This window comes from Klebsiella sp. 141153, from assembly GCF_032601995.1.
Taxonomy (GTDB): domain Bacteria; phylum Pseudomonadota; class Gammaproteobacteria; order Enterobacterales; family Enterobacteriaceae; genus Klebsiella; species Klebsiella aerogenes.
The window spans coordinates 292,378-317,446 of the sequence record NZ_JAQIRJ010000002.1; the positions used below are offsets into that span (position 1 = coordinate 292,378).

The following is a 25,069-nucleotide window of genomic DNA, read 5'->3' on the forward strand; positions in this document are numbered from 1 at the left end:
AGTGGATCAGCAAAGTATGGGTGAAAAAATAGACTGTGCAAGGAGGGGGAGTATTAAAATCAGTGCAGTAATTTTTGAGTTCTGGCCGTAAAGCAAACCTGTTACTTAATCATTTAACATATTGTTTTAATTGGAAAAAATAAATATTTTTTCTGGTTCTTGAGCGTGAAAGTGATTAGCCTTTTATCATCTTATGGTTATTGAGATGGGTTTCATGGATGCAAAGCTAATTGCAAGGGGAATTGTTGATGGTTTAACTTCCCTTTCCGAAGGATTTTATTTATCAGCAATAAGAACGGTAGAAGGTTCAGGAGTCTTGGGGCGTGATCTTAAAAGGCGTAATGAATATGAAACGGAGCGTTTTATTAGGGCGTTTAGAGCATTGATATCGAACGATCAACCAATCAGGCAGCTAATCACCATTGTGAGTACGGATTTTTATGCAAAACTCGATGACGAAGGGAAGAAAGCGATTAATGACAGGATTGGTTATTCTGACGCAAAACTGGGAACACGTACGGGGGCTCAGTTTTGCCTGTCCCTGACTTTATCCGAAAAAATAATTGCGCAATTGAAAACTACCAGAATTGGGAACTATGTTCTGCGGGGCTCGGCGTCGTTTGCTTTAAGTGCCGTTATTATGCAGGGGATAATCGAAGAGGCAGCGAGAGCTTCTCGTAGGATGAAGGACAGGTATTCATCAACCTATATGAAAGTTTCACCAACGAATCTTGATATGGTCTACTTTCTGGTCGAAGAACCACTAGAACCGTATCTCAAGTACATAGAGAGCCATCCAGTGCAATGTAAAGGAATAGAAAATGAAATCTGTAAAATTCTCGGCCAGCCATTCTTATAAAAGAATTGGCGTGCATTGCATCAATATGATTGATGCAATGGGGAGGGGGATTTGCTCAATTATGGCTTTTGTTAGTCTTATTGCGCTGGATGGATGGCTATTTAAGCTGGGTGGTTTTGCGATTTGTTTTGTACTGATTTGCCTAATTATTTTTCTGGCCGACTGGTTAAAGGCAAAAATTCAGTAAGTGATGACGATCAGTACGCAACTGATACCTTCAGAGCGGTTTTGGTTTCAGGCTAGCTCGAAAAGTGCCAACTTCAGGCAACAAAAAACCCATCAACCTTGAACCTAAACGGCGGGGTTGATGGGCTCCACAAAATGGGGACATCAAAGAAAAGCAGTGGCACTAGTTATGACTGACGTCCTGGGAAAAAGTTCTGTTCATCACCGATTTTTTTGCGAAAAAGTTAAAAATTTTCGGCCGGGGCTAGCCAAGGCCCGGCCAGATGATGACGATCAACGTACCGGCAAGGGTGAGCAGCACGTTGGCGATAGCGTAGGTGCCAGCGTAGCCGAGCGCGGGAATATTGCTCCGTGCGGTATCGCTGATAATTTCCATCGCCGGGGCGCAGGTACGCGCGCCCATCATCGCGCCGAACAGCATCGCGCGGTTCATGCGTAGCACATAGGCGCCGAACAGGAAGCAGATCACCACCGGCACCAGGCTGACGATAAGGCCGGCGGCCAGCATTTGCCCGCCAATGGCGCCCAGACCGTTATTAATACCCGCGCCGGCGCTCAGGCCGACCCCGGCCATAAACACCATCAGACCGAACTCCTTAACCATGTTCAATGCGCCCTGCGGGATATAGCCGAAGGTCGGATGGTTGGCACGCAGGAAGCCAAGCATAATGCCGGCGAACAGCAGGCCGGCGGCGTTACCGATGCCGAAGCTGAACGAGCTGAACTGGAAGGTGATCATGCCGATCATCAGGCCGACGATAAAGAAGGCGCAGAAAGCCAGCAGATCGGTCACCTGGCTATGAATCGAAATAAAGCCGATGCGGTCAGCGACGGTTTTTACGCGGCGGGCGTCGCCGCTCACCTGCAGCACGTCGCCTTTATTGAGCACCACGTTATCGTCGATTGGCATCTCAATCTGGCTGCGGATCACCCGGTTTAAGAAACAGCCGTGATCGGTCAGCTTCAGCTGCGCCAGGCGGCGGCCGACGGCGTTATGATTCTTAACCACAATCTCTTCGGTGACGATACGCATATCGAGCAGGTCGCGGTCAAACACCTCTTTACCGTTACGGAAGCTTGGGTCGAGGCGGGCATGGGCGTCCGGGTAGCCAACCAGCGCGATATCGTCGCCCATCTGCAGTACCGCGTCGCCATCCGGGTTCGCCAGGATACCGTTACGACGAATACGCTCGATATAGCAGCCGGTCTGGCGGTAAATCCCCAGCTCACGAAGATTTTTGCCGTCCGCCCACGCGACCAATTCCGGGCCGACGCGGTAGGCGCGGATAACCGGCAGATAGACTTTACGCTTGGAGTCGGTATCCAGACCGCGCTCGCGGGCGATCTGCTGGGCGCTGGTCTGCAGATCCTGATGCTGCAGCTTCGGCATATAGCGCGCGCCGACGATCAGGCTCACCAGGCCAACCAGGTAGGTCAGGGCGTAGCCGAGGCTCAGGTGGTCAAGCGACTGCGCCAGCTGATCGCTGGGCAGGCCAAAGTGGCGTAGGGTATCGCCAGCGCCCACCAGCACCGGGGTGGAGGTCATAGCGCCCGCCAGCATCCCGGCGGTCAGGCCGATGTCCCAGCCAAACAATTTGCCCAGCCCCATAGCGATTAACATCGCGCTGGCCACCATCACCAGCGCCAGCATCAGATAGTTTTTGCCGTCGCGGAAAAAAATCGAAAAAAAGTTGGGGCCCGCTTCGACGCCGACGCAGAAAATAAACAGCATAAAGCCAAGATTTAGCGCATCAGTGTTAATGGCGAAGTGCTGCTGACCTAATAATAAAGAAACGACTAAAACGCCAATGGAATTACCAAGTTGTACTGACCCGAGGCGAAGTTTCCCCAGGCAAAGACCCAGTGCGAGTACAACAAACAATAACAGGATGTAATTCCCGTTTAACAAATCTGCGACGTTTATATTCACGAAAGCCAACTTCTCGTTTACTAGTAAGTTGTTGAAGGAAATGGTTTTTTGGTCTAAGGTTGCTCAAGCGTTCGCACTATGCCGAACGTTATTCTGGCATCCCGTTAATACCGATAAAACAGTGCCGCTAGTTTAATCTTTCCTGGTTGCTGCGGCTAGTCACAATCGTTTTACTCTGACGGGAGCGTTATAAGCATGGACTGCCAGAATGCTATTTCTGACTGGATGAAGTGAAAGATAGTTAGAGGCGAAATCAGGAGGATGTCGTGAAATCTGAGCGCGCGTGGGCCGGTATAATTTGTGGGTTCTTTCTGTTTATTGTGGTCTGTTTATCGCTGTTGCTGCATATGAAAGGGGCTTTTCGGCAAACGGGCAACCCCGAGCTTGGGCTGCTTTTCTTTGTGCTGCCTGGGGCGGTGGCGAGCTGCTTATCCCCCGGCCGGCGCGTCATACGTCCGCTGATTGGCGCCATGCTGGCGGCACCGGTTTGTTTGGTGGTGATGCGGATGTTCTTTATTACTCATCGATCGTTCTGGCAAGAACTGGCGTGGTTATTTAGCGCGGTGTTCTGGTGCGCGCTTGGGGCGCTATGCTTTTTATTTATTTGCGTCTGGCTGGACGCCAGACGCAGGCACTCAACGGAAGAGTAAAAATTCTCAAGCGAACAGGCCGAGATTCTCTTTCGCCCAGGCTTCGAAATCCGTGCAGCCGCCGATGTGTTTCTGATCGACGAAAATCTGCGGTACGGTTTCTACCGGCTTACCGACGGTTTTTTCCAGATCGGCTTTGCTGATGCCTTCCGCGTGGATATCAATGTAGCGATAGCTGAAGTCATCGCGCTCGTTGCTCAGTTTCTCGGCCAGCTCTTTGGCGCGAACGCAATACGGGCAACCTGGGCGACCAAAAATAACGGTAAACATGCTTCTCTCCTTAAATCTCAGCCGGATGGCGAATGTGGCTATGATGCCGCGTTCCGTTAACAAGGGAAAGCAGGTTTTACCTTTTATAGCGATGGTTGCGGGTTATGCTTGATAAATATCATCTGCTGCAAGACCCTACACAGACGCGCCAGCGATGCGCGTGGCATGAGTATATTGAGGAGCGTTATGCGATCGCCTGCCGCATTACCCAAAAGCATTCTGATTGTTGAGCTCGTCGGCATGGCGCTGCTGACGCTGGCCTGGCTGTCGTTGAACCACTATGTTCAGCTGCCGGCGCCGTTTGCCAGCCCGACGGCGGCGCTTATCATGATCTTTGCCGGGATCCTGCTGATGATCCCGGCGGCGATAGCCTTAATGTGGCGAATAGCGAAAATTGTCGCGCCGCAGTTGACCGATAATAAGACCTCATCTTCTACCCCGTCCGAAAGAGAAAAACGCCATGACGCCGACCATTGATCTGCTGCGCCACCACCGTTCCATCCGCCATTTTACCGACGCGCCGATTAGCGACCAGCAGCGTGAGGCGATCATCGCCGGGGCGCAAGGGGCGTCCAGCTCCAGCTTTTTACAATGTACCTCGATTATTCGCATTACCGACCCGCAGCTGCGTGAGCAGCTGGTTCCGTTGACCGGCGGCCAGCAGCACGTGGCGCAGGCGGCGGAGTTTTGGGTGTTCTGCGCCGATTTCAACCGCCACCTGCAAATTTGCCCACAAGCGCAGTTGGGGCTGGCTGAACAGCTGCTGCTGGGCGTCGTCGACACCGCGCTAATGGCGCAGAATGCCTTAATCGCCGCGGAATCCCTGGGATTAGGCGGCGTTTATATTGGCGGCCTGCGTAATAACATTGACGCGGTAACCGAGCTGCTGCAGCTGCCGAAACACGTTTTACCGCTGTTTGGCCTGTGCCTTGGCTGGCCTGCTGACGACCCGCAGGTTAAGCCGCGTATTCCGCCTGCGATGCTGGTGCATGAGAATCACTACCAGCCGCTTGATCAACAGGTGCTGGCGCAGTATGACGAACAGCTGGCGGATTATTATCTGTCGCGCGGCAGTAATACCCGCCGCGATACCTGGAGCGACCATATCCGCCGCACCATCATCAAAGAGAGCCGGCCGTTTATTCTCGACTATTTGCATAAACAGGGCTGGGCAACGCGCTGATTCCCTATACACTTCACCCTGCAAACGCAGTGTGCTGGCTGCCAGTTATTTTCTAAGAGGTGTTGGGTGAAAATCGCTATATTATCCCGGGATGGAACGCTTTATTCTTGCCGCCGCTTGCGTGAAGCCGCGCAAAAACGCGGGCATCAGGTCGAGATCCTCGATCCGCTCTCCTGCTATATGAGCGTCAGCCCGGTTGCCTCCTCAATTCACTATAAAGGGCGACAGTTGCCCCATTTTGATGCAGTCATTCCGCGTATCGGCACGGCCATCACCTACTACGGCACCGCCGCGCTGCGGCAGTTCGAGCTGCTGGGCAGCTATCCGCTAAACGAGTCGGTGGCGATTACCCGCGCCCGCGATAAGCTGCGCTCGTTGCAGCTGCTGGCGCGTCAGGGAATCGATCTACCGGTCACCGGTATTGCCCACTCGCCGGACGACACCAGCGATCTGATCGCGATGGTCGGCGGCGCGCCGCTGGTGGTGAAGTTAGTCGAGGGGACGCAGGGGATCGGCGTGGTGCTGGCGGAAACGCGGCAGGCGGCGGAAAGCGTGATTGACGCCTTCCGGGGTCTCAATGCGCACATTCTGGTGCAAGAATATATCGCTGAGGCAAAAGGGTGCGATATCCGCTGCCTGGTGGTTGGCGATGAAGTGGTGGCGGCGATTGAGCGGCGGGCGAAAGAGGGCGATTTCCGCTCTAACCTGCACCGCGGCGGCGTCGCCACTACGGCCACGCTTAGCGATCAGGAGCGGGAGATGGCGATTAAAGCGGCGCAAACGCTGGGTCTGGACGTGGCAGGCGTGGATATCCTACGCGCCAACCGCGGTCCGCTGGTGATGGAAGTTAACGCCTCGCCGGGGCTGGAAGGGATTGAAACCACCACTCACGTCGATATTGCCGGGCGAATGATCGCGTGGATCGAGCGCCAGGCCACGCCTGGATATTGTCTAAAAATGGGAGGGTAGCGTCACTTCGTTATCCTTTCATGGAATGCGACGCATTTTTTGCGTAAGCTATGCGTCGTTTTTTATCCAGCAAGAGGTCACAGGCACTATGGATTCACTGGTCGTTCCGGGTCTTGATACGTTACGTCATTGGCTCGACGAGTTAGGCATCAGTTTTTTTGAGTGCGACTCCTGCCAGGCGTTGCACCTGCCGCATATGCAGAATTTCGACGGTATTTTCGATGCCAAAATCGACCTGCTGGACAACGTGGTGCTGTTTTCGGCGCTGGCGGAAGTGAAGCCCTCTGCGCTGCTGCCGCTGTCGGCGGACCTGTCGGCGATCAACGCCAGTTCGCTGACCGTAAAAGCGTTCCTTGATATTCAGGATGATAACCTGCCGAAGCTGGTGGTCTGCCAGGCGCTGCCCGTTGGCGCGGGCGTCACTCTCGAACAGTTTGCCTGGTTCTTCCGCCAGAGCGAAGAGCAGGTCTCGATGGTCATTCTGGAAGCCGGCGCCAATCAGCTGCTATATAAAGCGGAAGAGCAGGAAGAAGAGGCCGCAGCCGAAGAAGTGCAATACCATTTTCTGCACTAACTAATAAAAGCAGCCGCTGCGACGGCGGTTGCTTATTTATTCTGTCACAAACCCTCATTTAAAGAATTATTCACTGCTGTTTTACCGCTTCGCTTTTATCTCGTAGACCTTTATTGGCTGGAAATATGATCCAGGGCGTTTTTTTGCCTGGGCTATATCCTCTTATTCTGGCTACAGTTATTCTGGCGAGGCGTCCATTTGCGGGCAGCCAATCAGGGAGAGGTTTCCTCTCCTTATCTCAGGCAATGAAAAATATGCATGATTCTTGCATGCGTTCAGGTTCGTCTATTGCGTCCGTGAATTAACGGGCCTTGAGAAGGAAATACAGATATGACCGCCTTGGGTAAAAAATGGTTAACAGGTGTGATTACGGGTGCGCTGATGGCCGTTTCTGCCGGCTCGCTCGCAGCGGAACAAAAAACGCTGCACGTCTATAACTGGTCTGATTATATTGCGCCGGACACGGTTGCCAATTTTGAAAAAGAGACCGGTATTAAAGTGGTGTATGACGTATTTGATTCCAACGAGGTGCTGGAAGGTAAATTAATGGCCGGCAGCACCGGGTTCGATCTGGTGGTGCCGTCGGCAAGCTTCCTTGAACGCCAACTGGCGGCCGGAGTGTTCCAGCCGCTGGATAAAAGTAAACTCCCGAACTGGAAAAACCTCGATCCGAAAGTTTTACAACTGGTGGCGCGTCACGATCCCGATAACAAATATGCGATGCCGTACATGTGGGCGACTACCGGCATCGGCTATAACGTCGATAAAGTGAAAGCGGCGCTGGGTAAAGACGTACCGTTGAACAGCTGGGATCTGGTGCTCAAACCGGAAAACCTTGAGAAGCTGAAAAGCTGCGGCGTCTCCTTCCTTGATGCCCCCGAAGAGATTTTCTCGACGGTGCTGAACTATCTCGGCAAAGATCCAAACAGCACCAAAGCCGATGATTACACCGGACCGGCAACCGATCTGCTGTTGAAGCTGCGGCCCAATATCCGTTACTTCCACTCTTCGCAATATATTAATGACCTGGCAAACGGCGATATCTGCGTCGCTATCGGCTGGGCGGGCGATGTCTGGCAGGCGGCGAACCGGGCGAAAGAGGCGAAGAACGGCGTCAATATCTCCTACTTTATTCCGAAAGAGGGGGCGCTGGCCTTCTTTGATGTCTTCGCCATGCCGGCGGATGCCAAAAATAAAGACGAAGCCTATCAGTTCCTGAACTATCTGCTGCGCCCGGAGGTCATCGCCCACATCAGCGATCACGTCTACTACGCTAACGGCAACAAAGAAGCGACGCCGCTGGTCAGCGCCGACATCCGCAACAATCCGGCGATTTACCCGCCGGAGGATGTCTTCGCCAAGCTGTTCACCCTCAAGGTGCAGGATCCGAAGATTGACCGCGTGCGCACCCGCGCGTGGACCAAAGTGAAAAGCGGAAAATAACGCCATCAGGCCCGGTACGCCGGGCCTGTAAAGGCCTGACCGACTGTTCGCTGGTGAACATAGAACTGAAGAATGTATGGCAACCGGGCCATACGGTGATTGTATTTGCCGGAGAGCACCCGAGTGAATGACGCAATGCCCCGCCCACAGGCGAAAGCCCTCAAAGCGCTGACCCCGCTGCTGGAAATCCGTAATTTAACCAAATCCTTCGATGGGCAACACGCCGTCGATGATGTCAATCTCACTATTTATAAAGGTGAAATATTTGCCTTACTGGGCGCGTCCGGCTGCGGTAAATCGACGTTGCTACGCATGCTGGCAGGTTTTGAGTTGCCCACCGCCGGGCAGATTGTGCTGGATGGCGTCGACCTGGCGCGCGTGCCGCCGTATCAGCGGCCGATCAATATGATGTTCCAGTCTTACGCGCTGTTTCCCCACATGACTGTTGAGCAAAATATCGCCTTTGGTCTCAAGCAGGACAAGCTGCCGAAGGCAGAGATTAACGCCCGCGTCCAGGAGATGCTGGCGTTGGTGCATATGCAGGAGTTCGCCAAACGCAAGCCGCACCAGCTTTCCGGTGGCCAGCGCCAGCGCGTGGCGCTGGCGCGAAGCCTGGCGAAGCGGCCGAAACTGCTGCTGCTTGATGAACCGATGGGCGCGTTGGATAAAAAACTGCGCGACCGGATGCAGCTTGAGGTGGTGGATATTCTTGAGCGCGTCGGCGTCACCTGCGTGATGGTCACCCATGACCAGGAAGAGGCGATGACCATGGCGGGCCGTATCGCCATCATGAACCGCGGAAAGTTCGTGCAGATAGGCGAGCCGGAGGAGATCTATGAACATCCGACGACCCGCTATAGCGCCGAGTTTATCGGTTCGGTAAACGTCTTCGAAGGGCTGGTCAAAGAGCGACTGGAAGATGGTCTGGTACTGAATGCGCCGGGGCTGGTGCATCCGCTGAAAGTCGATCCGGATGCCTCGGTGGTGGATAACGTGCCGGTCTGGGTGGCGCTGCGTCCGGAGAAAATCATGCTCTGCGACGAACCGCCAGCGGACGGCTTTAACTTTGCGGTAGGCGAGGTTATCCATATTGCCTACCTCGGCGATCTGTCTATCTATCATGTCCGTCTGAAAAGCGGGCAGATGATTAGCGCCCAGCTGCAAAACGAACATCGCCATCGCAAAGGCATGCCGACCTGGGGTGATGAAGTTCGCTTGTGCTGGGACGCCGATAGCTGCGTTGTTCTGACGGTGTAAGGAGAGGGCGATGAGCACATTAGAACCTCCAGCCGGCGGCAAAAAGCCCGGCGGTTTTGCCCTGTGGCTGGCGCGCCAGCAGATGGCCCACGGGCGTAAGCTGGTGATTGCGCTGCCGTATCTGTGGTTAATCCTGCTGTTTTTACTGCCATTCTTGATCGTTTTTAAAATCAGCCTGGCCGAAATGGCGCGGGCGATCCCGCCTTATACCGAGTTACTGTCGTGGGCCGACGGTCAACTGACGTTGACGCTCAACCTCGGCAACTTCCTGCAGCTGACCGACGATCCGCTGTACTTTGAGGCTTATCTGCAGTCGCTGCAGGTGGCGGCAATTTCCACCTTTTGCTGTCTGCTATTGGGCTATCCGCTGGCGTGGGCGGTGGCGCATAGCAAGCCGTCGACGCGCAATATCCTGCTGCTATTGGTGATATTACCTTCGTGGACCTCATTCCTCATTCGCGTTTACGCCTGGATGGGGCTGCTGAAAAGCAACGGGGTGCTCAATAACTTCCTGTTATGGCTTGGAGTTATCGATCAACCGCTGGAGATTTTGCATACCAACCTGGCGGTGTACATCGGTATCGTTTACGCCTACCTGCCGTTCATGGTGCTGCCGATTTATACCGCGCTGACGCGTATCGACTATTCGCTGGTTGAAGCGTCGCTGGATCTCGGCGCCCGGCCGTTAAAGACCTTCTTCCAGGTGATTGTTCCGTTAACGAAAGGCGGCATTATCGCCGGCTCGATGCTGGTGTTTATTCCGGCGGTGGGCGAGTTCGTCATCCCGGAACTGCTCGGCGGACCTGACAGCATTATGATTGGCCGCGTGCTCTGGCAGGAGTTTTTTAATAACCGCGACTGGCCGGTAGCATCGGCGGTGGCGATTGTGATGCTGCTGCTGTTGATCGTGCCGATCATGTGGTTCCACAAACATCAGCAAAAACAGATGGGGGATCATGGATGAATGACTTACCGGTAGTACGTTCGCCGTGGCGAATTCTGATCCTCGTGCTCGGTTTTACCTTTCTGTATGCGCCGATGCTGATGCTGGTTATCTATTCATTTAACAGTTCGAAGCTGGTGACGGTATGGGCGGGGTGGTCGACGCGCTGGTATAGCGAGCTGTTTCATGATGACGCAATGATGAGCGCGGTGGGGCTAAGCCTGACCATTGCCGCCTGCGCGGCGACGGCGGCGGCAATCCTCGGCACGATTGCCGCGGTGGTGCTGGTGCGTTTTGGCCGTTTTCGCGGTTCCAACGGTTTTGCTTTTATGATCACCGCGCCGCTGGTGATGCCCGATGTGATTACCGGGCTGTCGCTGCTGCTGCTGTTCGTCGCGTTGGGGCATTCCATCGGCTGGCCATCGGATCGCGGCATGTTGACGATATGGCTGGCGCACGTCACCTTCTGTACCGCCTACGTGGCGGTGGTGATCTCTTCACGTCTGCGCGAGCTGGACAGGTCAATCGAAGAGGCGGCGATGGATCTCGGCGCCGCGCCGCTGAAGGTGTTCTTCGTGATAACCTTGCCGATGATTATGCCGGCGGTCATTTCCGGCTGGTTGCTGGCCTTTACCTTGTCGCTTGATGATCTGGTGATTGCCAGCTTCGTTTCCGGGCCGGGGGCGACAACGCTGCCGATGCTGGTCTTCTCCAGCGTGCGGATGGGCGTTAACCCGGAAATTAACGCACTGGCGACCTTAATCCTCGGCGTGGTGGGAATTGTCGGTTTTATCGCCTGGTATTTAATGGCTCGCGCAGAAAAGCAGCGCGTGCGCGATATCCAGCGTGCAAGAAGGGGCTGAACCCACTAAAATCGCTAACAGAGCCTATTATCGGCGCCGCACACGTGGCGCCGTTTTCATGGATGACTTTACGTTGGGATTGTTTACAAAAACTCGATCGTCTCATGCTCGTCTTAACGTCCCTGTGCTGGTACAGGTGGCGGCCTTTGCTATTATCTTAATTCGCGGTCTCGACCTGTTAATGATCCTCAATCAGCTTGGCGTGCAGGGAATTGCCGATTTTATCCATCGTAGCGTGCAAACCTGGGCCCTGACGCTGGTGTTTCTGGCGAGTCTGGCGTTGGTGTTTATCGAGATCTGGTGCGCCTTTTCGCTGGTGAAAGGCCGTAACTGGGCGCGCTGGCTCTACCTGCTGACGCAAATTATCGTCATCTCTTATCTGTGGGCGGCCTCGATTGGCTATGGCTATCCGGAACTGTTCAGCGTGGCCGGGGAGTCAAAGCGGGAAATTCTCCATGCGCTGTTTCTGCAGAAGCTGCCGGATCTGCTGGTGCTGGCGCTATTGTTTATCCCGGCGTCGTGCCGACGGTTTTTCCGCTTGCAATAACGGTGATACAATCCCCGCCCCGGTTTTTTTGAAGGTCTTCTTATGCACTGCGCACTTTACGACGCGGGCCGCTGCCGTTCCTGTCAGTGGCTGGAATTGCCATTGACGCAACAGCTCGCCGATAAAATGGCGAACCTGCGCGAACTGCTGGCGGGTCAGCCGGTGATGACATGGCTTGCTCCGGTCTCAGGTCCGGAGACGGCGTTTCGCAACAAAGCGAAAATGGTCGTAAGCGGTAGCGTAGAGCGCCCGCTGCTCGGCATGCTGCATCGCGATGGCACGCCGGAAGATCTCACCGATTGCCCGCTGTACCCGCCGAGTTTCGCGCCGGTTTTCGCCGCGCTGAAGCCGTTTATCGCCCGCGCCGGACTCACCCCCTATAACGTTGCCCGCAAGCGCGGCGAGCTGAAGTATTTGCTGCTGACCGAAAGCCAGCAGGGCGGCATGATGTTGCGTTTCGTCCTGCGCTCTGCGGATAAGCTTGCACAACTGCGCGCCGCGCTGCCGTGGCTGCAGCAGCAGTTGCCGCAGCTTAAGGTGATTACCGCCAATATTCAGCCCGTGCACATGGCTATCATGGAAGGGGAGCAGGAGATTTTCCTCAGCGATCAACCGGCGCTGGCGGAGAACTTTAACGGCGTACCGCTGTGGATCCGCCCGCAAAGCTTTTTCCAGACCAACCCGACGGTGGCGAGCCAGCTCTACGCTACCGCCCGCGACTGGGTGCGCGCGCTGCCGGTCAACCACATGTGGGATCTGTTTTGCGGCGTCGGCGGTTTTGGTCTGCACTGCGTCACCCCGCAGATGCGCCTTACCGGTATCGAAATCGCTCCGGAAGCCATCGCCTGCGCGAAGCAATCCGCGGCCCAGTTGGGGTTAAGCAATCTCCATTTTCAGGCGCTGGATTCCACGCAATTCGCGACGCATGAAGACGATATTCCACAGCTGGTGCTGGTCAACCCGCCGCGGCGCGGCATCGGCGCCGAACTGTGCGATTATCTAAGCCGCATGGCGCCGCCGTATATCATTTACTCGAGCTGTAACGCCCGGACAATGGCCGCAGATATTGACCGTCTGCAGGGCTATCGCGTTGAGCGTGTACAGTTGTTCGATATGTTCCCACATACCGCGCATTATGAAGTGCTGACGCTGCTGGTTCGTGAAGTTTAAACAAAATGTGAACTCTTTAAGCGGCTGAAATCGGGTAAGCTTTATGAAACGAGCGTGAAATTCGTGGAGCGAATCTGATGAGTAAAAAAATCCTGCTGGTGGAAGATGATGATGATATCGCGGCTTTGTTGCGCCTGAATCTGCAGGATGAAGGGTATCAAATAGTGCATGAAGCGGACGGCGCGCAGGCGCTGCGCCAGTTGGATAACGGCGTCTGGGACGCGGTGATTCTTGACCTGATGTTGCCCAACGTCGACGGGCTGGAGATTTGCCGCCGCATCCGCCAGCAAACGCGCTATCTGCCGGTGATTATTATTAGCGCCCGTTCCAGCGAAACCCAACGCGTGCAGGGGCTGGAGATGGGCGCCGATGATTATCTGGCGAAACCTTTTTCCCTACTGGAGCTGATTGCCCGGGTGAAGGCGGTGTTCCGCCGTCAGGAAGCGATGGGACAAAATCTCTTGATGGATGCTGGACGTATCGCCTGCCACGGCCTGAATATCGACCCGCTGTCCAGGGAAGTCAGGCTACGCGGTGAACTGGTGGATCTCACGCCGCGCGAATTCGATCTGCTCTATTACTTTGCCCGCCATCCCGGCGAAGTTTTTTCGCGCCTGGCGCTGCTGGATAGCGTCTGGGGCTATCAGCATGAAGGCTATGAACATACGGTCAACACGCATATTAATCGTCTGCGCACGAAAATAGAGCGCGACCCGGCAGAGCCGGACATTATTCTTACCGTCTGGGGGAAGGGCTATAAATTTGCCCCCTACAGCGCCGGGGCGCAGTCATGATCCGCCGACTCAGCCTCAGCCAACGGCTGTCGTTGGTGTTTATCGGCCTGCTGCTGCTGTGCGCGCTCTCCGTCTGCCTGCTCCAGCTCTATAGCAGCGCGCAGTATGGTAACGTCATGGTGCAGCGGCTTTCCGCCGGGCTGGCGCAGCAGATTGCCGCTCGCGAGCCGCTGCTCAACGCCCGCGGCGAGGTCGATCGCGCGGCATTGAAACCACTATTTGACCGTCTGATGGTATTTAACCCAAGCGTCGAGCTGTACCTCGTTTCGCCGGATGGCGAGCTGCTGGCGGATGCCGCGCCGCCGGGGCACATTAAACGCCAGCGCATTGCCATGGCGCCGGTGCAGGCGTTTCTCTCCGGCGGCGCGTGGCCGATTTATGGCGACGATCCGCGCAGCATGGACCAGCAAAAAGTGTTTAGCGCCGCGCCGCTACGCCTTGACGGCCAGTTACGTGGCTATCTTTATATTATTCTGCAGGGCGAAACGTTTAATGAACTGGCGCAGAGCGCCTGGCAGAAGACGCTGTGGAGCTTGCTGCTATGGACCCTGCTGCTGGTGGCGCTATTTGGCCTGTTGGCCGGCGGCCTGGCGTGGTACTGGGTAACGCGCCCGGTACGCCAGCTGACGGCGCTGGTGGCGGCGGGGGATAGCGACAGCATTCGCGCAATCAAAGCGCTGGCGGCGCAGGCGCCGGACCCGTATCCCGGAAATGAAGTGGCGCTGCTGCATAACCGTTTTATCGAACTGGCGCAGCAGATCGCCGGGCAGTGGGATCGGCTGGCCGATAGCGATCGTCAGCGCCGGGAGTTTATTGCCAATATTTCGCATGACCTGCGCACGCCGCTCACTTCACTGCTGGGGTATCTGGAGACGCTATCGCTTAAGGATGATCGCCTGACGGCGCAGGAGCGCAAGCAGTATCTGAATATCGCGCTACGCCAGGGAAATAAAGTTCGTCATCTGTCGCAGCAGCTATTTGAGCTGGCACGCCTTGAACATGGCGGTATTAAGCCGCAGCCGGAAAAGTTTATCCTTGCCGAGCTGATTCAGGACGTGGCGCAAAAATTCGATCTGGCGATTGCCACCCGCGAAATCCGTCTGCGCCTGGAATTGGCGTCAGGTTTGCCGTTGGTTGAGGCGGATCTTTCGATGATGGAGCGGGTATTAACTAATCTGCTGGATAACGCCATTCGCCATACTCCGCACGGGGGCGAAATTCGTCTCTCCTCGCGCCAGCAGGGGGCACAGGTGGTGGTCGAGGTGGCCGATAGCGGCCCGGGCGTCGCCGGTGAATTACGGGCCAATCTGTTTGAGCGGCCATCGGTACTGGAACCGGGGCAGCAGAGCGCCTCACGAGGCGGGCTGGGGTTGATGATTGTTCGGCGGATGCTGCAACTGCACGGGGGCGATATTCGCCTGCTGGAAGTACCGGCAGGGGCGTGTTTCCAGTTTACCCTGCCGCTGTAAGGGGGAGCGTTGCCGTTTGACCCGGCTCAGGCGGTTGCGCCGTAAGCCGGGAAGCGCAGGTCTTACTCCGGGAACCACTGGTTGCTAATTTTCTGGTAGGTTCCGTCAGCTTTAATCGCTTTCAGCGCGGCGTTGAGTTTTTCCAGCAGCGCTTTATTATCCGGGCGCACCGCAATGCCGAGACCGGTACCGAAGTACTGCGGGTCGGTCACTTTCGGCGTCGCCGCGCCTAACTGCGGGTTGGTCTTCAGCCATTCGTTGACCACCGCGGTATCGCCGAAGACGCCATCGATACGGCCGTTTTTCAGGTCGATAATGGCATTCTGATAGCTATCGTAAGCGACGGTTTTGACTTCCGGGTGCTTATCCTGCAGGTATTTCTGGTGCGTGGTGCCGTTTTCCATGCCGATACGCTTACCCTTCAGGTCATCAAAAGAGTGGTACGCGTCTTTTTTGGCGATCACCAGCGCCGAGTTGGCATAGTACGGGTCGGTAAACACGACCTGTTTGCTACGCTCAGGCGTGATGTCCATGCCGGAAATTACCGCATCATACTTTTTAAATTTTAGCGCCGGGATCAGGCTGTCGAAAGCGTGGTTGGTAAAAGTACAGTCGGCCTGCATTTGCTTACACAGCGCTTTAGCCAGATCGAGATCGAAACCGACAATCTGGTTATTCGCATCCATGGATTCAAATGGCGGATAGGTCGCGGAAACGCCAAAGCTGATTTTTTCCGCGGCAGCGGCGCCAAAGGCGAAAGAGCTAAGCAGAGCGGCCAGAACTAACTTTTTCATAGTGGGACTCCCGTCGGTCAATCTTATGATGTTGTGCCGGTTTACGGCTGAAGTTCACAATGCCATTAAATGAATTTATATGCAATAAAGTTGTATGTTTATTTTATTGGTTATAAAAAAAACGGGTAAGCATTGGCACTTACCCGTTTCATTATTTACTGTTTATGCATTTCGTAATGTTAGTTACGACGCTCGAAGGCCAGCGCTTTTCTTTCCACCAGACGCATCAGCAGCGTCAGCAGGCCGTTCACCACCAGATAAATGATACCGGCTGCGCCGAAGACCATCACGTCATAGGTGCGCCCGTACAGCAGTTGGCCATGACCCATCACTTCCATCAGGGTGATGGTGTAAGCCAGCGAGGTGCTCTTAAAGACCAGTACCACTTCGTTAGAGTACGAGGAGAGGGCGCGTTTAAAAGCATACGGTAGCAGAATCGCCAGCGTATCCTTCTTGCTCATCCCCAGCGCGCTGCAGGACTGCCACTGGCCGTCCGGAATGGCGCGGATGGCGCCGTAGAACAGCTGGGTAGTATAAGCCGCGCTGTTTAACGATAAGGCGATCAGCGCGCACAGCCAGGGCTCAGAAATCAGATGCCACAGCACCGGGTAATTCTGCAATGACGGGAACTGTCCTGGCCCGTAGTAGATCAGGAAGATCTGCACCAGCAGCGGCGTCCCGGTAAACAGGGTGATATAGCCGCGGACGATCCACACCACCACCGGCGTTTTTAACGTCAGGACGATGGTAAAGATCAGCGCCAGGATCAGCGCCACGACGATCGATGCCGCGGTCAGCGTCAGGCTAGTATGCAGCCCTTTCAGCAGTTCGGGTAAGTAATCGAGCATCAACCTGGTCTCCGTTCGAAGCGCGTCGCACGCTGGTCAATACGCTTGAGGATGTATTGACTCAACAGGGTGATGACGAGATAAATCGCTGCCGCAATGATGTACCAGTTAAACGGTTCCTGAGTACGGGTAGCAATACTTTTGGTTTGCAGCATCAGGTCGTTGACGCTGATAAGGCTGACCAGCGCGGTATCCTTCAGCAGCACCAGCCACTGGTTGCCCAGACCCGGCAGAGCATGGCGCCACATCTGCGGCATCACCAGGCGAAAGAATATCGCCGCCTTCGACAAACCCAGCGCTTGTCCGGATTCCCACTGCCCCTGCGGCACCGCTTTCAAGGCGCCGCGCAGGGTCTGCGAGGCATAGGCGGCATACAGTAGGGAAAGCGCAATGGCGCCGCAGAGGAACGGGCTGACGTCGAAATTCTCAATTTGCATCTGTACCGGAATCTGCACAAACCCAAGATTGAGAGTAAAACCGTCAGACAGCGTCAGCAGCAGCTGTGAGGAACCAAAGTAGATAAACAGCACCACCAGAATTTCCGGTAGGCCGCGTAAAATCGTGACGATGCCGGTCGCCAGCCATGCCACAGGACACCATTTCACCGACTCCAGCACGGCGAAAAGCATCGCCAGCACCAGGCCGATGACCAGCGCGCAAACGGCAAGGCCGACGGTCATCCCGGCGGCGCTTGCTAATGGAAAAAATTCGTTCATTCAGCGTTACTTCTGGAACCATTTGCTATAGATGGTCTGGTACGTCCCATCTTTCTTCACTTTTTCCAGCGCAGCATTAAATTTCTGCTGCAGCTCGGTATTGCCCTGACGAACCGCAATGCCGAGGCCGGTACCGAAGTAGTCTTTATCCGTCACTTTATCACCCACTGGCGCCAGCTTCGGATTGCTCTTCAGCCATTCGGTCACTACCGCCGTGTCGCCGAAGACGGCGTCAATGCGGCCGTTTTGCAGATCCAGTTTGGCATTCTGGTAGCTGTCGTAAGGAACGGTGGTGATTTCCGGATGCTTATCAGTGATGAATTTCTGGTGGGTAGTGCCGTTCTGCACGCCAACTTTTTTGCCTTTAAGCTGGTCAATGCCGGTGAACTTGCCCTGCTGGCCGACGAACAGCGCCGAGTTTTCATAATACGGGGTGCTGAACAGTACCTGTTTTTCACGCTCAGGGGTGATATCCATACCGGCCATGACGGCGTCGAAGCGGCGGAATTTCAGCCCTGGGATCAGACTATCGAAAGCCTGGTTAGTAAAGGTGCAGGTCGCGTCCATCTCTTTGCACAGCGCGTTAGCCAGATCGACGTCAAAGCCGACGATTTTGTTGTTGGCGTCTACCAGCTCAAACGGAGGGTAGGAGGCCTCGGTGGCGAAACGGATGGTCTGGGCTGCGGTAGCGGAAAGGCTCATGCCCGCGAGCAGAGCGGCAATCAGTACTTTTTTCATCGTTATTTCCCCGAAAACATCAATGTGAAAGATAGTTTTTAAAGGCGTCGGTTTGCGGATGCGTGAAGCAGTTAGCATCCCCTTGCTCAACGATATGCCCGTTTTCCATATACACCACGCGGCTGGCGGTTTTACGCGCCACTTCCACTTCGTGGGTAACGATAACCTGGGTGATTCCGGTCTCCGCCAGTTCGCGAATGATGCTGACGATCTGGGCAGTGATTTCCGGATCCAACGCGGCGGTGGGTTCATCAAATAGCAGCACCTGAGGCTCCATCATCAGCGCGCGGGCAATCGCTACGCGCTGCTGTTGACCGCCTGACAGATGCAGCGGATAGCGGTCGCTGTAAGGTTTAAGGCGTAAACGCTCGAGTAGTTTTTCGGCGCGCACCAGCGCCTGATCTTTGGTTAATCCCAGCACGCGGCACGGGGCTTCGATCAGGTTTTGCACCACGGTCAGGTGTGGCCACAGGTTGTACTGCTGGAAGACCATCCCGACATTCTGGCGCAGCTCGCGAATAGCTTTGTCAGACGGCGCTTTGGTGAAGTCGAATTGATTACCGGCGATGTTTAAGGTACCGGAACGCGGCATCTCCAGCAGGTTGAGTACGCGAAGCAGCGAGCTTTTACCGGCGCCGCTTGGGCCGAGGAGCACCAGCGTTTCCCCCTGCGGGCAATCCAGCGTGATGTCGAACAGCGCCTGGTGCGCGCCGTAGAAGCAATTAATGCCGTTTAGTTTAATACTCATCTGGGCAGTCTGATACGAATAGCTATTGAGGCCGCAAATAGTACCTTTGACAGAATAGTTATGCAATATTTATGCGTTAAAAGTTAAATGTAAACCACATTTATCACTAAAGTTAGCACAAAATATGGGTTCGTGTGGTAGGGGGGAACAAATGTCGGCATTACCGCACGGAATACCGACATTTTACCGGGGTTATCGTTTCAGCGGGGTGGCTTTAACGCCGAAATCAGCGTTTCTCAAGACTCTGACGCAGCGTACCCGCCGGAGCGTGGCTGTTTATGCCAAGGTAGCGGACATCGTCAACCGCCCAGCACTGGCCTTCCTGAATCATCAGCACTTCATCTTTCCAGCTCTGCGTACCCTGTTTCAATTCGACGCGCAGCGGAATATTGCGCGCATCGCGGTTCGGGATGGTCGAGGCGCTGGCGACGTCGGCGCTATCCGCCGGGGTGGAACTGCTGGAGAATGGATTTGATTGCAGCAGCGCGTTACGCGATGGATCCTGACGGGCGTCGTTCAGCAGTTTAGCCAGATCGTCGCTCAGATAAGGGCGCAGCGCGGTGAGATCGTTATTTCGGTGCTGGATTTGATAATCATAGAACTGCTGCGCTACCTCGTCCGGGCCGCCCTCGATGCAGGAACCGCTGCGGGTGCCGTTGTCTTTATAAGCCGGGGTCACGGTGGTACAGGCGCTCAGCGCCAGTGCGCAAGGCAAAACAAGTGCAAGAATGTTGTAGCGCATGATGATTTCCTTATGAACTCACTACGTTGTTAGATTCTGCTAAAGCATAGCGTAAGCGCGCCAATTGTACTTGACGCAAAGAGCTAAGACCTTGATGTGACAACGACCATCGGCTGCCCGCGCCTCTTGTGCGGGCAGCCGGCGTATCAGAACTGATAACTATAGTTGACGCTGGCGAACCACAGATAAGGGCGATCGTAGCTGCCGGCAATGAGTTCCGGTGATTTTACGTGGGAAGATTGCATGTGCAGATAAGAGACTGCGACGCCGATATTGCTGGCCGGGGTTATCTGGTATTGCGCGCCGGTGGCGAAGCGCCACTCATCGCCGGTCGGCAGCGAGAGCGCGGTGTCGCTTTGTGAATCATAAACCGTGCTGTCGAACCCGACGCCGGCGTTCAGACGCCACTGCTCGGTCGGCCGGTACTGTACGCCGACGGCGGTATGCCAGGAGTCCTTCAGGCGGTTATTTTTACTACTTTCGTGACCGGCAACGGTGATTTGCGGGCTGCCGAACTGGCTCCAGTCCTGCCAGCCGAGATCGCCCATGACCGACCACTGTTTATTGATGTCATGCACCAGGCTGAGCATAATCTGCTGCGGCGCGCGGACCTGGGCGGAAATCGGTAGATCATATGAGACGTTCGGTAAATTAGGGAAACGCGCTTTCCCCTTAACGTTAAAGTCATAATCGGTTTTACTGTTCCAGGTGATGCCGGCGCGGGTCTGGTCGGTCAACTGCATCAGCAAACCCAGGCGGTAACTCATCGCCCAATCATAATCTTTATCTTTCTCGTCATTGCCGTCGACGTTGCGCGTTAGCGACAAATAACCGTAGTTCAGGTTGGCGGAGGCGCCGACAGAGAGCCGATCGTTAAGTTTCCATGCCAGCGATGGGCTCAGCGTCATCGCCACCATGGTGCTTTTTTTGATCAGCCGGTCGCCGGCCCAGTTGCCAAAATCAATGCCTAAACCGTAGTTGCCGTACAGACCGATCCCGGCATACACCTCATCATTGATTTTCTGCGCATAAAAGCCGCTGGCGTTAGGGAACAGATTCATCACGTTACCAGGACTATTACCGCCGTGGTCATTATTCATCTGGTACGGGACATCGCCGCCCATGACCTGTGCGCCGCCGGTAAACATATGATCCGGCAGCCGGGTCATGCCGGCAGGGTTGGTGACGATGGTGGAGGCATCCTGCGCGCGGGCGGCCTGGCCTGCGCCTGCCAGGCCGACGTCTTCGGTGCCGATTTCATAAAAATAGAGCGCGCTGGCATGGGTAAAGCCAGAGCAGAGCAACCCAGAAATAAGAAATGCGATTTTTTTCATTTGCCACCTGCGGTAATTTAAACGCGAGCATCTTCTTATGCCCAAAAGTATAGAGGACATCTCTTTTTGGCGTCGAATTTATACTGATAGTCCAGGGGGATATATTGCGAGTCCGATAACGGAGTGGATTAACTATTTTAGACGTTATCCGGATTAGCATCCTGATGAAGGCGCATATTTGATATGACTAGTCGCGGATGGTAAATGAGAAAGGCGTATAAAAATAAATGTTCGCAGGAAAATTAAAAAGAAGCATTATCATCCTCAGATGATAATGCTCTTATAATGGGAAAAACTAATTATTTCTTCTTATAGATATTCGCGGATACGTGCAGTTTCTTATCGGTATTGCCGGAAGAGAGAACCACAACGTCAGCGCCTTTTTCATCGGCTTTTTTGATCAGTTCTTCGCGCGCATCGCTTGGCGCAGTTTGACCGGTAGAGGAGATGGTACCAATTTTGTGGTATTGACCCTGTACTTTAGCGAAATCTTCTTTGCTCAGAATTTCTGCAGAAAATGCGTTCGCGGTTAAAAACAATGCTGCACCTGCCACTAAAGCTGCATATTTCATATTATTAATCTCCATTGTTTATCTTGCTATCATCATGCCCTTGTTTTAACTAACCAATGAGCGCCATCAGATTGAATCAAGCCCGTCTTTTTTTCAAGCGAAATGCTGCATTTTTATGACCTTTAATTAACGATTTTTTAAAGAAAAGATGACGTGGTTCTCATTGATAACGCTTGCTTTTTATTGCGCAATAGACTGTATCGGGGCGTAAGATCTTTTTCATCTGTCGTTAGCTGAAAATGACGTTAAGCGGCGAGTGGCTGAAGCGGCCGGCAACAGACATTCCCGGATTGATGGTTTATCATATAGAAAAGTTACCGCGGGCAGCTTAACGCATTGTCCAGATGCTGAAAAAGGAGTAGCTATGCCGACAGAACAACGGCTGGATCCGCGCGAAAATCGAACGATGCTGTGGGCCAGTCGCGAAAATGTGCAAAAACACGCGCTGTCGCGCAGCATGCCGTGGCTGGCGTTCGTCAATATTGCCTTTGCCTTGATGGTCATCTTCCGCAACGTTCTGTTCACCGAGTTCAATCATCAAAGATTGACTAATCCAGATATTATCCCTTATCTGGAGATGGCGCTTGGGGTCATTATCGTTTTCTCGCTGGCGCTTTGCGTGATGGTTATCTCCGGGCGAATATTAAGTGGTATTTATGCCACTAAAGTGATTTCTGCTATCTTATTGATCCTCAGCTTATGTTGGGCGATGAGTAGTTACTGTTTCATCATTTTATGGTCGCTGCCGTTCGCCTGGCCGCTGCTGGTTATTTTAATGACCACCGGTCTTGCCGCGCTCTATTATTTCCCGGTGGGCCTTGTAGCTTACCTTGTTCCTTTATGGGGTACTTCATTACTCGCTGGGGTGCAAATACATCACGGCGTCGATTTACGTTTTTTAATTCTTTGGGTAATTTGTACCGCTATTATGGTATACGGCCGTCAGATATTACAGCGCTGGTATGATGAAGCCTGGAATACCCATCAGGAGAATATGCAACTGATTAACCGGCTGGAAAACATGGCTAATCAGGATGCGTTGACGGCGACGGCTAACCGTCGGGCGCTGGACAATTTTTTGGCTCAGGCCTGGGAACGGAAAGAGCCGCTGGCGCTGATCATTCTCGATGTCGACTTTTTTAAACGTTATAACGACCACTACGGTCACCAGGCCGGTGATTACTGCCTCTCCTGCATCGCCTCAGTGCTGAAGATGTCGGTGCGCGCGCAGGATGATATGGTGGCGCGCTATGGCGGCGAGGAGTTTGTGATTGTCCTGCCGCTGCAATCATTAGATAGCGCTACGGCGGTGGCGCAGCGGATCCAACAGAAAATTCGCGAAGCGGCGCTGCCGCATGCCAAATCCGATGTTGGGCCGCTGGTGACGGTCAGTATGGGGATTGTCGCTTCAGAGGGAGGCACCCCACCTTCAGAGTTGATCGCGCAGGCGGATGCGGCGCTGTATAAAGCCAAGCAAGAAGGGCGTAATCGATGGTCTTATTAGGAAAGCGCATTATCCAGCTTGCGCTTGCCGCGTTGCTGCTGGCAGGCTGTGCGCAGGAGCAGGGCATTGTCGACAAACAGGGTTATCAGCTGGATACCCGTCATCCGGCGCAGGCGGCTTATCCTCGTATTAAGGTCCTGGTCATTCACTATACCGCCGATAACTTTGATGTCTCGTTGGCAACCCTGACCGATAAAGAGGTCAGTTCTCACTATTTAATTCCCGAGCAGCCGCCGCTGCGCCACGGTAAACCGCGTATCTGGCAACTGGTGCCGGAGGAAGATTTAGCCTGGCACGCTGGCATCAGCTTCTGGCGCGGCAGCACGCGCATCAACGATACGTCGATTGGTATTGAGCTGGAAAATCGCGGCTGGCAAAAAAACGGCGATATAAAAAGTTTTACCCCATTTAATCCAGCGCAAATTGCAGCGCTTATCCCGCTGGCGAAAGATATCATCGCCCGCTATCACATTCAGCCGCAGAACGTCGTCGCCCATGCCGATATCGCGCCGCAGCGTAAGGACGACCCCGGCCCGCTGTTCCCGTGGCGAGCGCTGGCGCAGCAGGGGATTGGTGCCTGGCCCGATGATGCGCGTGTCGCCTTTTATCTGCAAGGGCGCCCGAGCTGGCAGCCGGTCGATCGCGGCGAATTGTTAGACCTGCTGTCGCGCTACGGCTATCAGGTCACTCCGGAGATGACCCCGGCGCAGCAAAAACGGGTGATCATGGCTTTCCAGATGCACTTCAGGCCATCACGCTGGGACGGCGTGGCCGATGCGCAAACGCAGGCCATCGCCGAGGCGTTGCTGGAAAAATATGGGCAGGGGTGAACATTTGGCAGCAAACAGGATGGTTTGCTGCCGTAATCGACGGTTTTAATCGTGCAGTTTACCGTGGTCTTTTAACCACGCTGCGGTGCGCGAAACGCCCTCATCCAGGGTAACGATCGGCTGATAGCCAAGTTCCTGCTGGGCGCGGGAGATATCGAGGGTAAAGTCGAAATTGAGCTTTGAGACGCCGTAATGGGTGAAGGCCGGTTCTTTTGCCGATTTATTACCGAAATGCTCCATGCTACGGGCGATAATATCCAGCATCGGATAGGGCACCGAACGGATTCGGCACTTGATGCCCAGCTCGTCAATAAGCTTCTGCACAATGCTGCGCAGCGTCCGCGGCTCGCCGTTGCTGATATTCCACGCCCGCGCGGAAGGTAAGTGGTCGCACTGCGGCTGACTGGCCAGCCACATCGCATGCACCGCATTTTCGTAGTAGGTCATATCCACCAGCGCGTTACCGCCGCGCGGCAGGAGCACGCTGCCGTAGTGGCGCATCATCTGCACCATTCGCGGAATAAAGACCTTATCATGCGGCCCGAACAGGCTTTGCGGGCGCAATATCGTAAAGCGGGTATGCGGGTTCGCCTGCGCCAACAGGTTGATAACCTCTTCGCTGGCCGCCTTGCTGCGGGCGAATTCATTGGCGAAGCGGTGCGGGCGGAAATCTTCCTGAATATCGCGATGGTGGTGATAATCGAAATAGAGCGAAGGCGATGAAATATGGACGAAATTGCGTACGCCCCAGGCCACGGACCATTCGCCAAGGCGGCGCGTTGCGCGAACGTTGGCTAAATCGAAGGCTTGTTGGGTTCCCCACGGCGAGGTAAAGCTGGAACAGTGCCATAGCGTATCGATACCGGCGAGCATCACTTTAGCCTGCGAAGAGACCAGTTCGGTTAGATCAGCAGGAATAAACTCCGCGCCCATTTTGCTCAGAAGCTTACCCATCGCTTCGTTGCGCCCGGTCGCTCGCACGCTGATGCCCTTGTTGCGCAGATATTCCACCGCATTACGGCCTAATCCGCTGGTCGCACCGGTAACCAGTACCTTCATATCAATCTACTGTCCCAGAAAAGAATTTCGTGCGCATTTTTCCGTGATTCTCCCGAGTATGCAATGAGAATCATGAA

At 54.6% G+C, this 25,069-nt stretch carries 28 protein-coding genes; 17 read left to right on the forward strand and 11 right to left on the reverse strand.

The features are described 5' to 3' along the window. The first annotated feature begins 214 nt into the window (after nucleotides 1-214). A complete protein-coding gene (locus PGS10_RS04425) occupies nucleotides 215-859 on the forward strand; it encodes a hypothetical protein (RefSeq protein ID WP_064588713.1) in 645 nt (214 codons plus the stop codon). Next, nucleotides 822-1,046, forward strand: a complete 225-nt coding sequence (locus PGS10_RS04430) for a hypothetical protein (RefSeq protein WP_072201277.1) — start codon at nucleotides 822-824, stop codon at nucleotides 1,044-1,046. Before PGS10_RS04425 ends, PGS10_RS04430 begins: the two co-directional genes overlap by 38 nt. Nucleotides 1,047-1,289: 243 nt before the next feature. Here PGS10_RS04430 and PGS10_RS04435 read toward each other — a convergent pair whose 3' ends face one another. Beyond that, on the reverse strand, nucleotides 1,290-2,975 hold the full coding sequence (locus PGS10_RS04435) for an aspartate:alanine antiporter (RefSeq protein WP_015704851.1): 1,686 nt from the start codon (nucleotides 2,973-2,975) through the stop codon (nucleotides 1,290-1,292). Nucleotides 2,976-3,241: 266 nt separating this feature from the next. Here PGS10_RS04435 and PGS10_RS04440 point away from each other — a divergent pair, with 266 nt between their 5' ends. Further along, a complete protein-coding gene (locus PGS10_RS04440) occupies nucleotides 3,242-3,625 on the forward strand; it encodes an inner membrane protein YbjM (protein WP_015367534.1) in 384 nt (127 codons plus the stop codon). A 6-nt stretch (nucleotides 3,626-3,631) separates the two neighbouring features. On the opposite strand, the gene PGS10_RS04445 is transcribed toward PGS10_RS04440, so the two are convergent. Then, on the reverse strand, nucleotides 3,632-3,895 hold the full coding sequence (locus tag PGS10_RS04445; protein ID WP_045396328.1) for a GrxA family glutaredoxin: 264 nt from the start codon (nucleotides 3,893-3,895) through the stop codon (nucleotides 3,632-3,634). A gap of 186 nt (nucleotides 3,896-4,081) precedes the next feature. Between PGS10_RS04445 and PGS10_RS04450 the strand changes: the two genes are divergently transcribed. The 12 genes from PGS10_RS04450 to PGS10_RS04505 all read left to right on the forward strand — a co-directional run bounded on the left by PGS10_RS04450 (nucleotide 4,082) and on the right by PGS10_RS04505 (nucleotide 15,107). Continuing rightward, a complete protein-coding gene (locus PGS10_RS04450; protein ID WP_045396326.1) occupies nucleotides 4,082-4,372 on the forward strand; it encodes a YbjC family protein in 291 nt (96 codons plus the stop codon). Then, the gene (gene nfsA, locus PGS10_RS04455) at nucleotides 4,356-5,078 is read left to right on the forward strand and encodes a nitroreductase NfsA (RefSeq protein WP_047049066.1); all 723 of its coding nucleotides are present in this window, start codon (nucleotides 4,356-4,358) and stop codon (nucleotides 5,076-5,078) included. Before PGS10_RS04450 ends, nfsA begins: the two co-directional genes overlap by 17 nt. Nucleotides 5,079-5,144: 66 nt before the next feature. Beyond that, entirely contained in the window at nucleotides 5,145-6,047 is a 903-nt protein-coding gene (gene rimK / locus PGS10_RS04460) for a 30S ribosomal protein S6--L-glutamate ligase (protein WP_032714148.1), read from the forward strand. Between the two features lie 88 nt (nucleotides 6,048-6,135). Then, nucleotides 6,136-6,621, forward strand: a complete 486-nt coding sequence (locus PGS10_RS04465; protein ID WP_015367528.1) for a YbjN domain-containing protein — start codon at nucleotides 6,136-6,138, stop codon at nucleotides 6,619-6,621. 330 nt (nucleotides 6,622-6,951) lie between these two features. After that, the gene (gene potF / locus PGS10_RS04470) at nucleotides 6,952-8,064 is read left to right on the forward strand and encodes a spermidine/putrescine ABC transporter substrate-binding protein PotF (protein WP_032711260.1); all 1,113 of its coding nucleotides are present in this window, start codon (nucleotides 6,952-6,954) and stop codon (nucleotides 8,062-8,064) included. Between the two features lie 123 nt (nucleotides 8,065-8,187). Further along, complete coding sequence (gene potG, locus PGS10_RS04475; RefSeq protein ID WP_080957234.1) at nucleotides 8,188-9,321, forward strand: putrescine ABC transporter ATP-binding subunit PotG; 1,134 nt, start codon at nucleotides 8,188-8,190, stop codon at nucleotides 9,319-9,321. Nucleotides 9,322-9,331: 10 nt separating this feature from the next. After that, nucleotides 9,332-10,285 carry a putrescine ABC transporter permease PotH gene (gene potH, locus PGS10_RS04480; RefSeq protein ID WP_015367525.1) on the forward strand — a complete coding sequence of 318 codons (954 nt, stop codon included), beginning with the start codon at nucleotides 9,332-9,334 and terminating at the stop codon, nucleotides 10,283-10,285. Continuing rightward, nucleotides 10,282-11,127, forward strand: coding sequence for a putrescine ABC transporter permease PotI (potI, locus tag PGS10_RS04485; RefSeq protein ID WP_015367524.1), 846 nt, complete (start codon nucleotides 10,282-10,284; stop codon nucleotides 11,125-11,127). Before potH ends, potI begins: the two co-directional genes overlap by 4 nt. Before the next feature lie 58 nt (nucleotides 11,128-11,185). Next, nucleotides 11,186-11,674, forward strand: coding sequence for a YbjO family protein (locus PGS10_RS04490; protein WP_045396319.1), 489 nt, complete (start codon nucleotides 11,186-11,188; stop codon nucleotides 11,672-11,674). A 42-nt stretch (nucleotides 11,675-11,716) separates the two neighbouring features. Continuing rightward, on the forward strand, nucleotides 11,717-12,844 hold the full coding sequence (gene rlmC, locus PGS10_RS04495; RefSeq protein WP_316422485.1) for a 23S rRNA (uracil(747)-C(5))-methyltransferase RlmC: 1,128 nt from the start codon (nucleotides 11,717-11,719) through the stop codon (nucleotides 12,842-12,844). Nucleotides 12,845-12,921: 77 nt separating this feature from the next. Continuing rightward, nucleotides 12,922-13,638, forward strand: a complete 717-nt coding sequence (locus tag PGS10_RS04500) for a response regulator transcription factor (protein WP_015704857.1) — start codon at nucleotides 12,922-12,924, stop codon at nucleotides 13,636-13,638. Then, a complete protein-coding gene (locus PGS10_RS04505) occupies nucleotides 13,635-15,107 on the forward strand; it encodes a sensor histidine kinase (protein ID WP_045396315.1) in 1,473 nt (490 codons plus the stop codon). The genes PGS10_RS04500 and PGS10_RS04505 overlap by 4 nt, the downstream gene beginning before the upstream one ends. Before the next feature lie 62 nt (nucleotides 15,108-15,169). Here PGS10_RS04505 and artJ read toward each other — a convergent pair whose 3' ends face one another. The 8 genes from artJ to yahO all read right to left on the reverse strand — a co-directional run bounded on the left by artJ (nucleotide 15,170) and on the right by yahO (nucleotide 21,599). Next, nucleotides 15,170-15,901 (reverse strand): arginine ABC transporter substrate-binding protein ArtJ, encoded by a 732-nt coding sequence (artJ, locus tag PGS10_RS04510; RefSeq protein WP_308953153.1) that lies wholly within the window; start codon nucleotides 15,899-15,901, stop codon nucleotides 15,170-15,172. Between the two features lie 179 nt (nucleotides 15,902-16,080). Beyond that, nucleotides 16,081-16,749, reverse strand: coding sequence for an arginine ABC transporter permease ArtM (artM, locus tag PGS10_RS04515; RefSeq protein ID WP_015704859.1), 669 nt, complete (start codon nucleotides 16,747-16,749; stop codon nucleotides 16,081-16,083). Then, on the reverse strand, nucleotides 16,749-17,465 hold the full coding sequence (artQ, locus tag PGS10_RS04520) for an arginine ABC transporter permease ArtQ (RefSeq protein WP_316422486.1): 717 nt from the start codon (nucleotides 17,463-17,465) through the stop codon (nucleotides 16,749-16,751). Before artQ ends, artM begins: the two co-directional genes overlap by 1 nt. 6 nt (nucleotides 17,466-17,471) lie before the next feature. Then, nucleotides 17,472-18,203, reverse strand: coding sequence for an arginine ABC transporter substrate-binding protein ArtI (gene artI, locus PGS10_RS04525; protein WP_015367516.1), 732 nt, complete (start codon nucleotides 18,201-18,203; stop codon nucleotides 17,472-17,474). Nucleotides 18,204-18,222: 19 nt separating this feature from the next. Continuing rightward, complete coding sequence (gene artP / locus PGS10_RS04530) at nucleotides 18,223-18,951, reverse strand: arginine ABC transporter ATP-binding protein ArtP (RefSeq protein WP_047078251.1); 729 nt, start codon at nucleotides 18,949-18,951, stop codon at nucleotides 18,223-18,225. A gap of 226 nt (nucleotides 18,952-19,177) precedes the next feature. After that, entirely contained in the window at nucleotides 19,178-19,693 is a 516-nt protein-coding gene (locus PGS10_RS04535; protein WP_045396309.1) for a lipoprotein, read from the reverse strand. Between the two features lie 146 nt (nucleotides 19,694-19,839). Then, on the reverse strand, nucleotides 19,840-21,027 hold the full coding sequence (locus PGS10_RS04540) for an OmpP1/FadL family transporter (protein WP_047078252.1): 1,188 nt from the start codon (nucleotides 21,025-21,027) through the stop codon (nucleotides 19,840-19,842). Between the two features lie 299 nt (nucleotides 21,028-21,326). After that, a complete protein-coding gene (gene yahO, locus PGS10_RS04545) occupies nucleotides 21,327-21,599 on the reverse strand; it encodes a DUF1471 family periplasmic protein YahO (protein ID WP_045396302.1) in 273 nt (90 codons plus the stop codon). A 364-nt stretch (nucleotides 21,600-21,963) separates the two neighbouring features. On the opposite strand from yahO, the gene PGS10_RS04550 reads away from it, so the two are divergent. Further along, nucleotides 21,964-23,103, forward strand: a complete 1,140-nt coding sequence (locus PGS10_RS04550) for a GGDEF domain-containing protein (RefSeq protein WP_045396296.1) — start codon at nucleotides 21,964-21,966, stop codon at nucleotides 23,101-23,103. Next, a complete protein-coding gene (locus PGS10_RS04555) occupies nucleotides 23,091-23,933 on the forward strand; it encodes an N-acetylmuramoyl-L-alanine amidase (protein WP_045396293.1) in 843 nt (280 codons plus the stop codon). Before PGS10_RS04550 ends, PGS10_RS04555 begins: the two co-directional genes overlap by 13 nt. Nucleotides 23,934-23,978: 45 nt before the next feature. On the opposite strand, the gene PGS10_RS04560 is transcribed toward PGS10_RS04555, so the two are convergent. Further along, the gene (locus PGS10_RS04560) at nucleotides 23,979-24,992 is read right to left on the reverse strand and encodes an NAD-dependent epimerase/dehydratase family protein (RefSeq protein ID WP_045396289.1); all 1,014 of its coding nucleotides are present in this window, start codon (nucleotides 24,990-24,992) and stop codon (nucleotides 23,979-23,981) included. Between the last annotated feature and the right edge of the window lie 77 nt (nucleotides 24,993-25,069).

Coding starts and splice junctions, on each gene's coding strand:
- PGS10_RS04425 (WP_064588713.1), top strand. CDS start 215: ATGGATGCAAAGCTAATTGCAAGGGGAATTGTTGATGGTTTAACTTCC.
- PGS10_RS04430 (WP_072201277.1), top strand. CDS start 822: ATGAAATCTGTAAAATTCTCGGCCAGCCATTCTTATAAAAGAATTGGC.
- PGS10_RS04445 (WP_045396328.1), bottom strand. CDS start 3,895: ATGTTTACCGTTATTTTTGGTCGCCCAGGTTGCCCGTATTGCGTTCGC.
- PGS10_RS04450 (WP_045396326.1), top strand. CDS start 4,082: ATGCGATCGCCTGCCGCATTACCCAAAAGCATTCTGATTGTTGAGCTC.
- nfsA (WP_047049066.1), top strand. CDS start 4,356: ATGACGCCGACCATTGATCTGCTGCGCCACCACCGTTCCATCCGCCAT.
- PGS10_RS04465 (WP_015367528.1), top strand. CDS start 6,136: ATGGATTCACTGGTCGTTCCGGGTCTTGATACGTTACGTCATTGGCTC.
- potF (WP_032711260.1), top strand. CDS start 6,952: ATGACCGCCTTGGGTAAAAAATGGTTAACAGGTGTGATTACGGGTGCG.
- potH (WP_015367525.1), top strand. CDS start 9,332: ATGAGCACATTAGAACCTCCAGCCGGCGGCAAAAAGCCCGGCGGTTTT.
- potI (WP_015367524.1), top strand. CDS start 10,282: ATGAATGACTTACCGGTAGTACGTTCGCCGTGGCGAATTCTGATCCTC.
- PGS10_RS04490 (WP_045396319.1), top strand. CDS start 11,186: ATGGATGACTTTACGTTGGGATTGTTTACAAAAACTCGATCGTCTCAT.
- rlmC (WP_316422485.1), top strand. CDS start 11,717: ATGCACTGCGCACTTTACGACGCGGGCCGCTGCCGTTCCTGTCAGTGG.
- PGS10_RS04500 (WP_015704857.1), top strand. CDS start 12,922: ATGAGTAAAAAAATCCTGCTGGTGGAAGATGATGATGATATCGCGGCT.
- PGS10_RS04505 (WP_045396315.1), top strand. CDS start 13,635: ATGATCCGCCGACTCAGCCTCAGCCAACGGCTGTCGTTGGTGTTTATC.
- artJ (WP_308953153.1), bottom strand. CDS start 15,901: ATGAAAAAGTTAGTTCTGGCCGCTCTGCTTAGCTCTTTCGCCTTTGGC.
- artM (WP_015704859.1), bottom strand. CDS start 16,749: ATGCTCGATTACTTACCCGAACTGCTGAAAGGGCTGCATACTAGCCTG.
- artQ (WP_316422486.1), bottom strand. CDS start 17,465: ATGAACGAATTTTTTCCATTAGCAAGCGCCGCCGGGATGACCGTCGGC.
- artI (WP_015367516.1), bottom strand. CDS start 18,203: ATGAAAAAAGTACTGATTGCCGCTCTGCTCGCGGGCATGAGCCTTTCC.
- artP (WP_047078251.1), bottom strand. CDS start 18,951: ATGAGTATTAAACTAAACGGCATTAATTGCTTCTACGGCGCGCACCAG.
- PGS10_RS04535 (WP_045396309.1), bottom strand. CDS start 19,693: ATGCGCTACAACATTCTTGCACTTGTTTTGCCTTGCGCACTGGCGCTG.
- PGS10_RS04540 (WP_047078252.1), bottom strand. CDS start 21,027: ATGAAAAAAATCGCATTTCTTATTTCTGGGTTGCTCTGCTCTGGCTTT.
- yahO (WP_045396302.1), bottom strand. CDS start 21,599: ATGAAATATGCAGCTTTAGTGGCAGGTGCAGCATTGTTTTTAACCGCG.
- PGS10_RS04550 (WP_045396296.1), top strand. CDS start 21,964: ATGCCGACAGAACAACGGCTGGATCCGCGCGAAAATCGAACGATGCTG.
- PGS10_RS04555 (WP_045396293.1), top strand. CDS start 23,091: ATGGTCTTATTAGGAAAGCGCATTATCCAGCTTGCGCTTGCCGCGTTG.
- PGS10_RS04560 (WP_045396289.1), bottom strand. CDS start 24,992: ATGAAGGTACTGGTTACCGGTGCGACCAGCGGATTAGGCCGTAATGCG.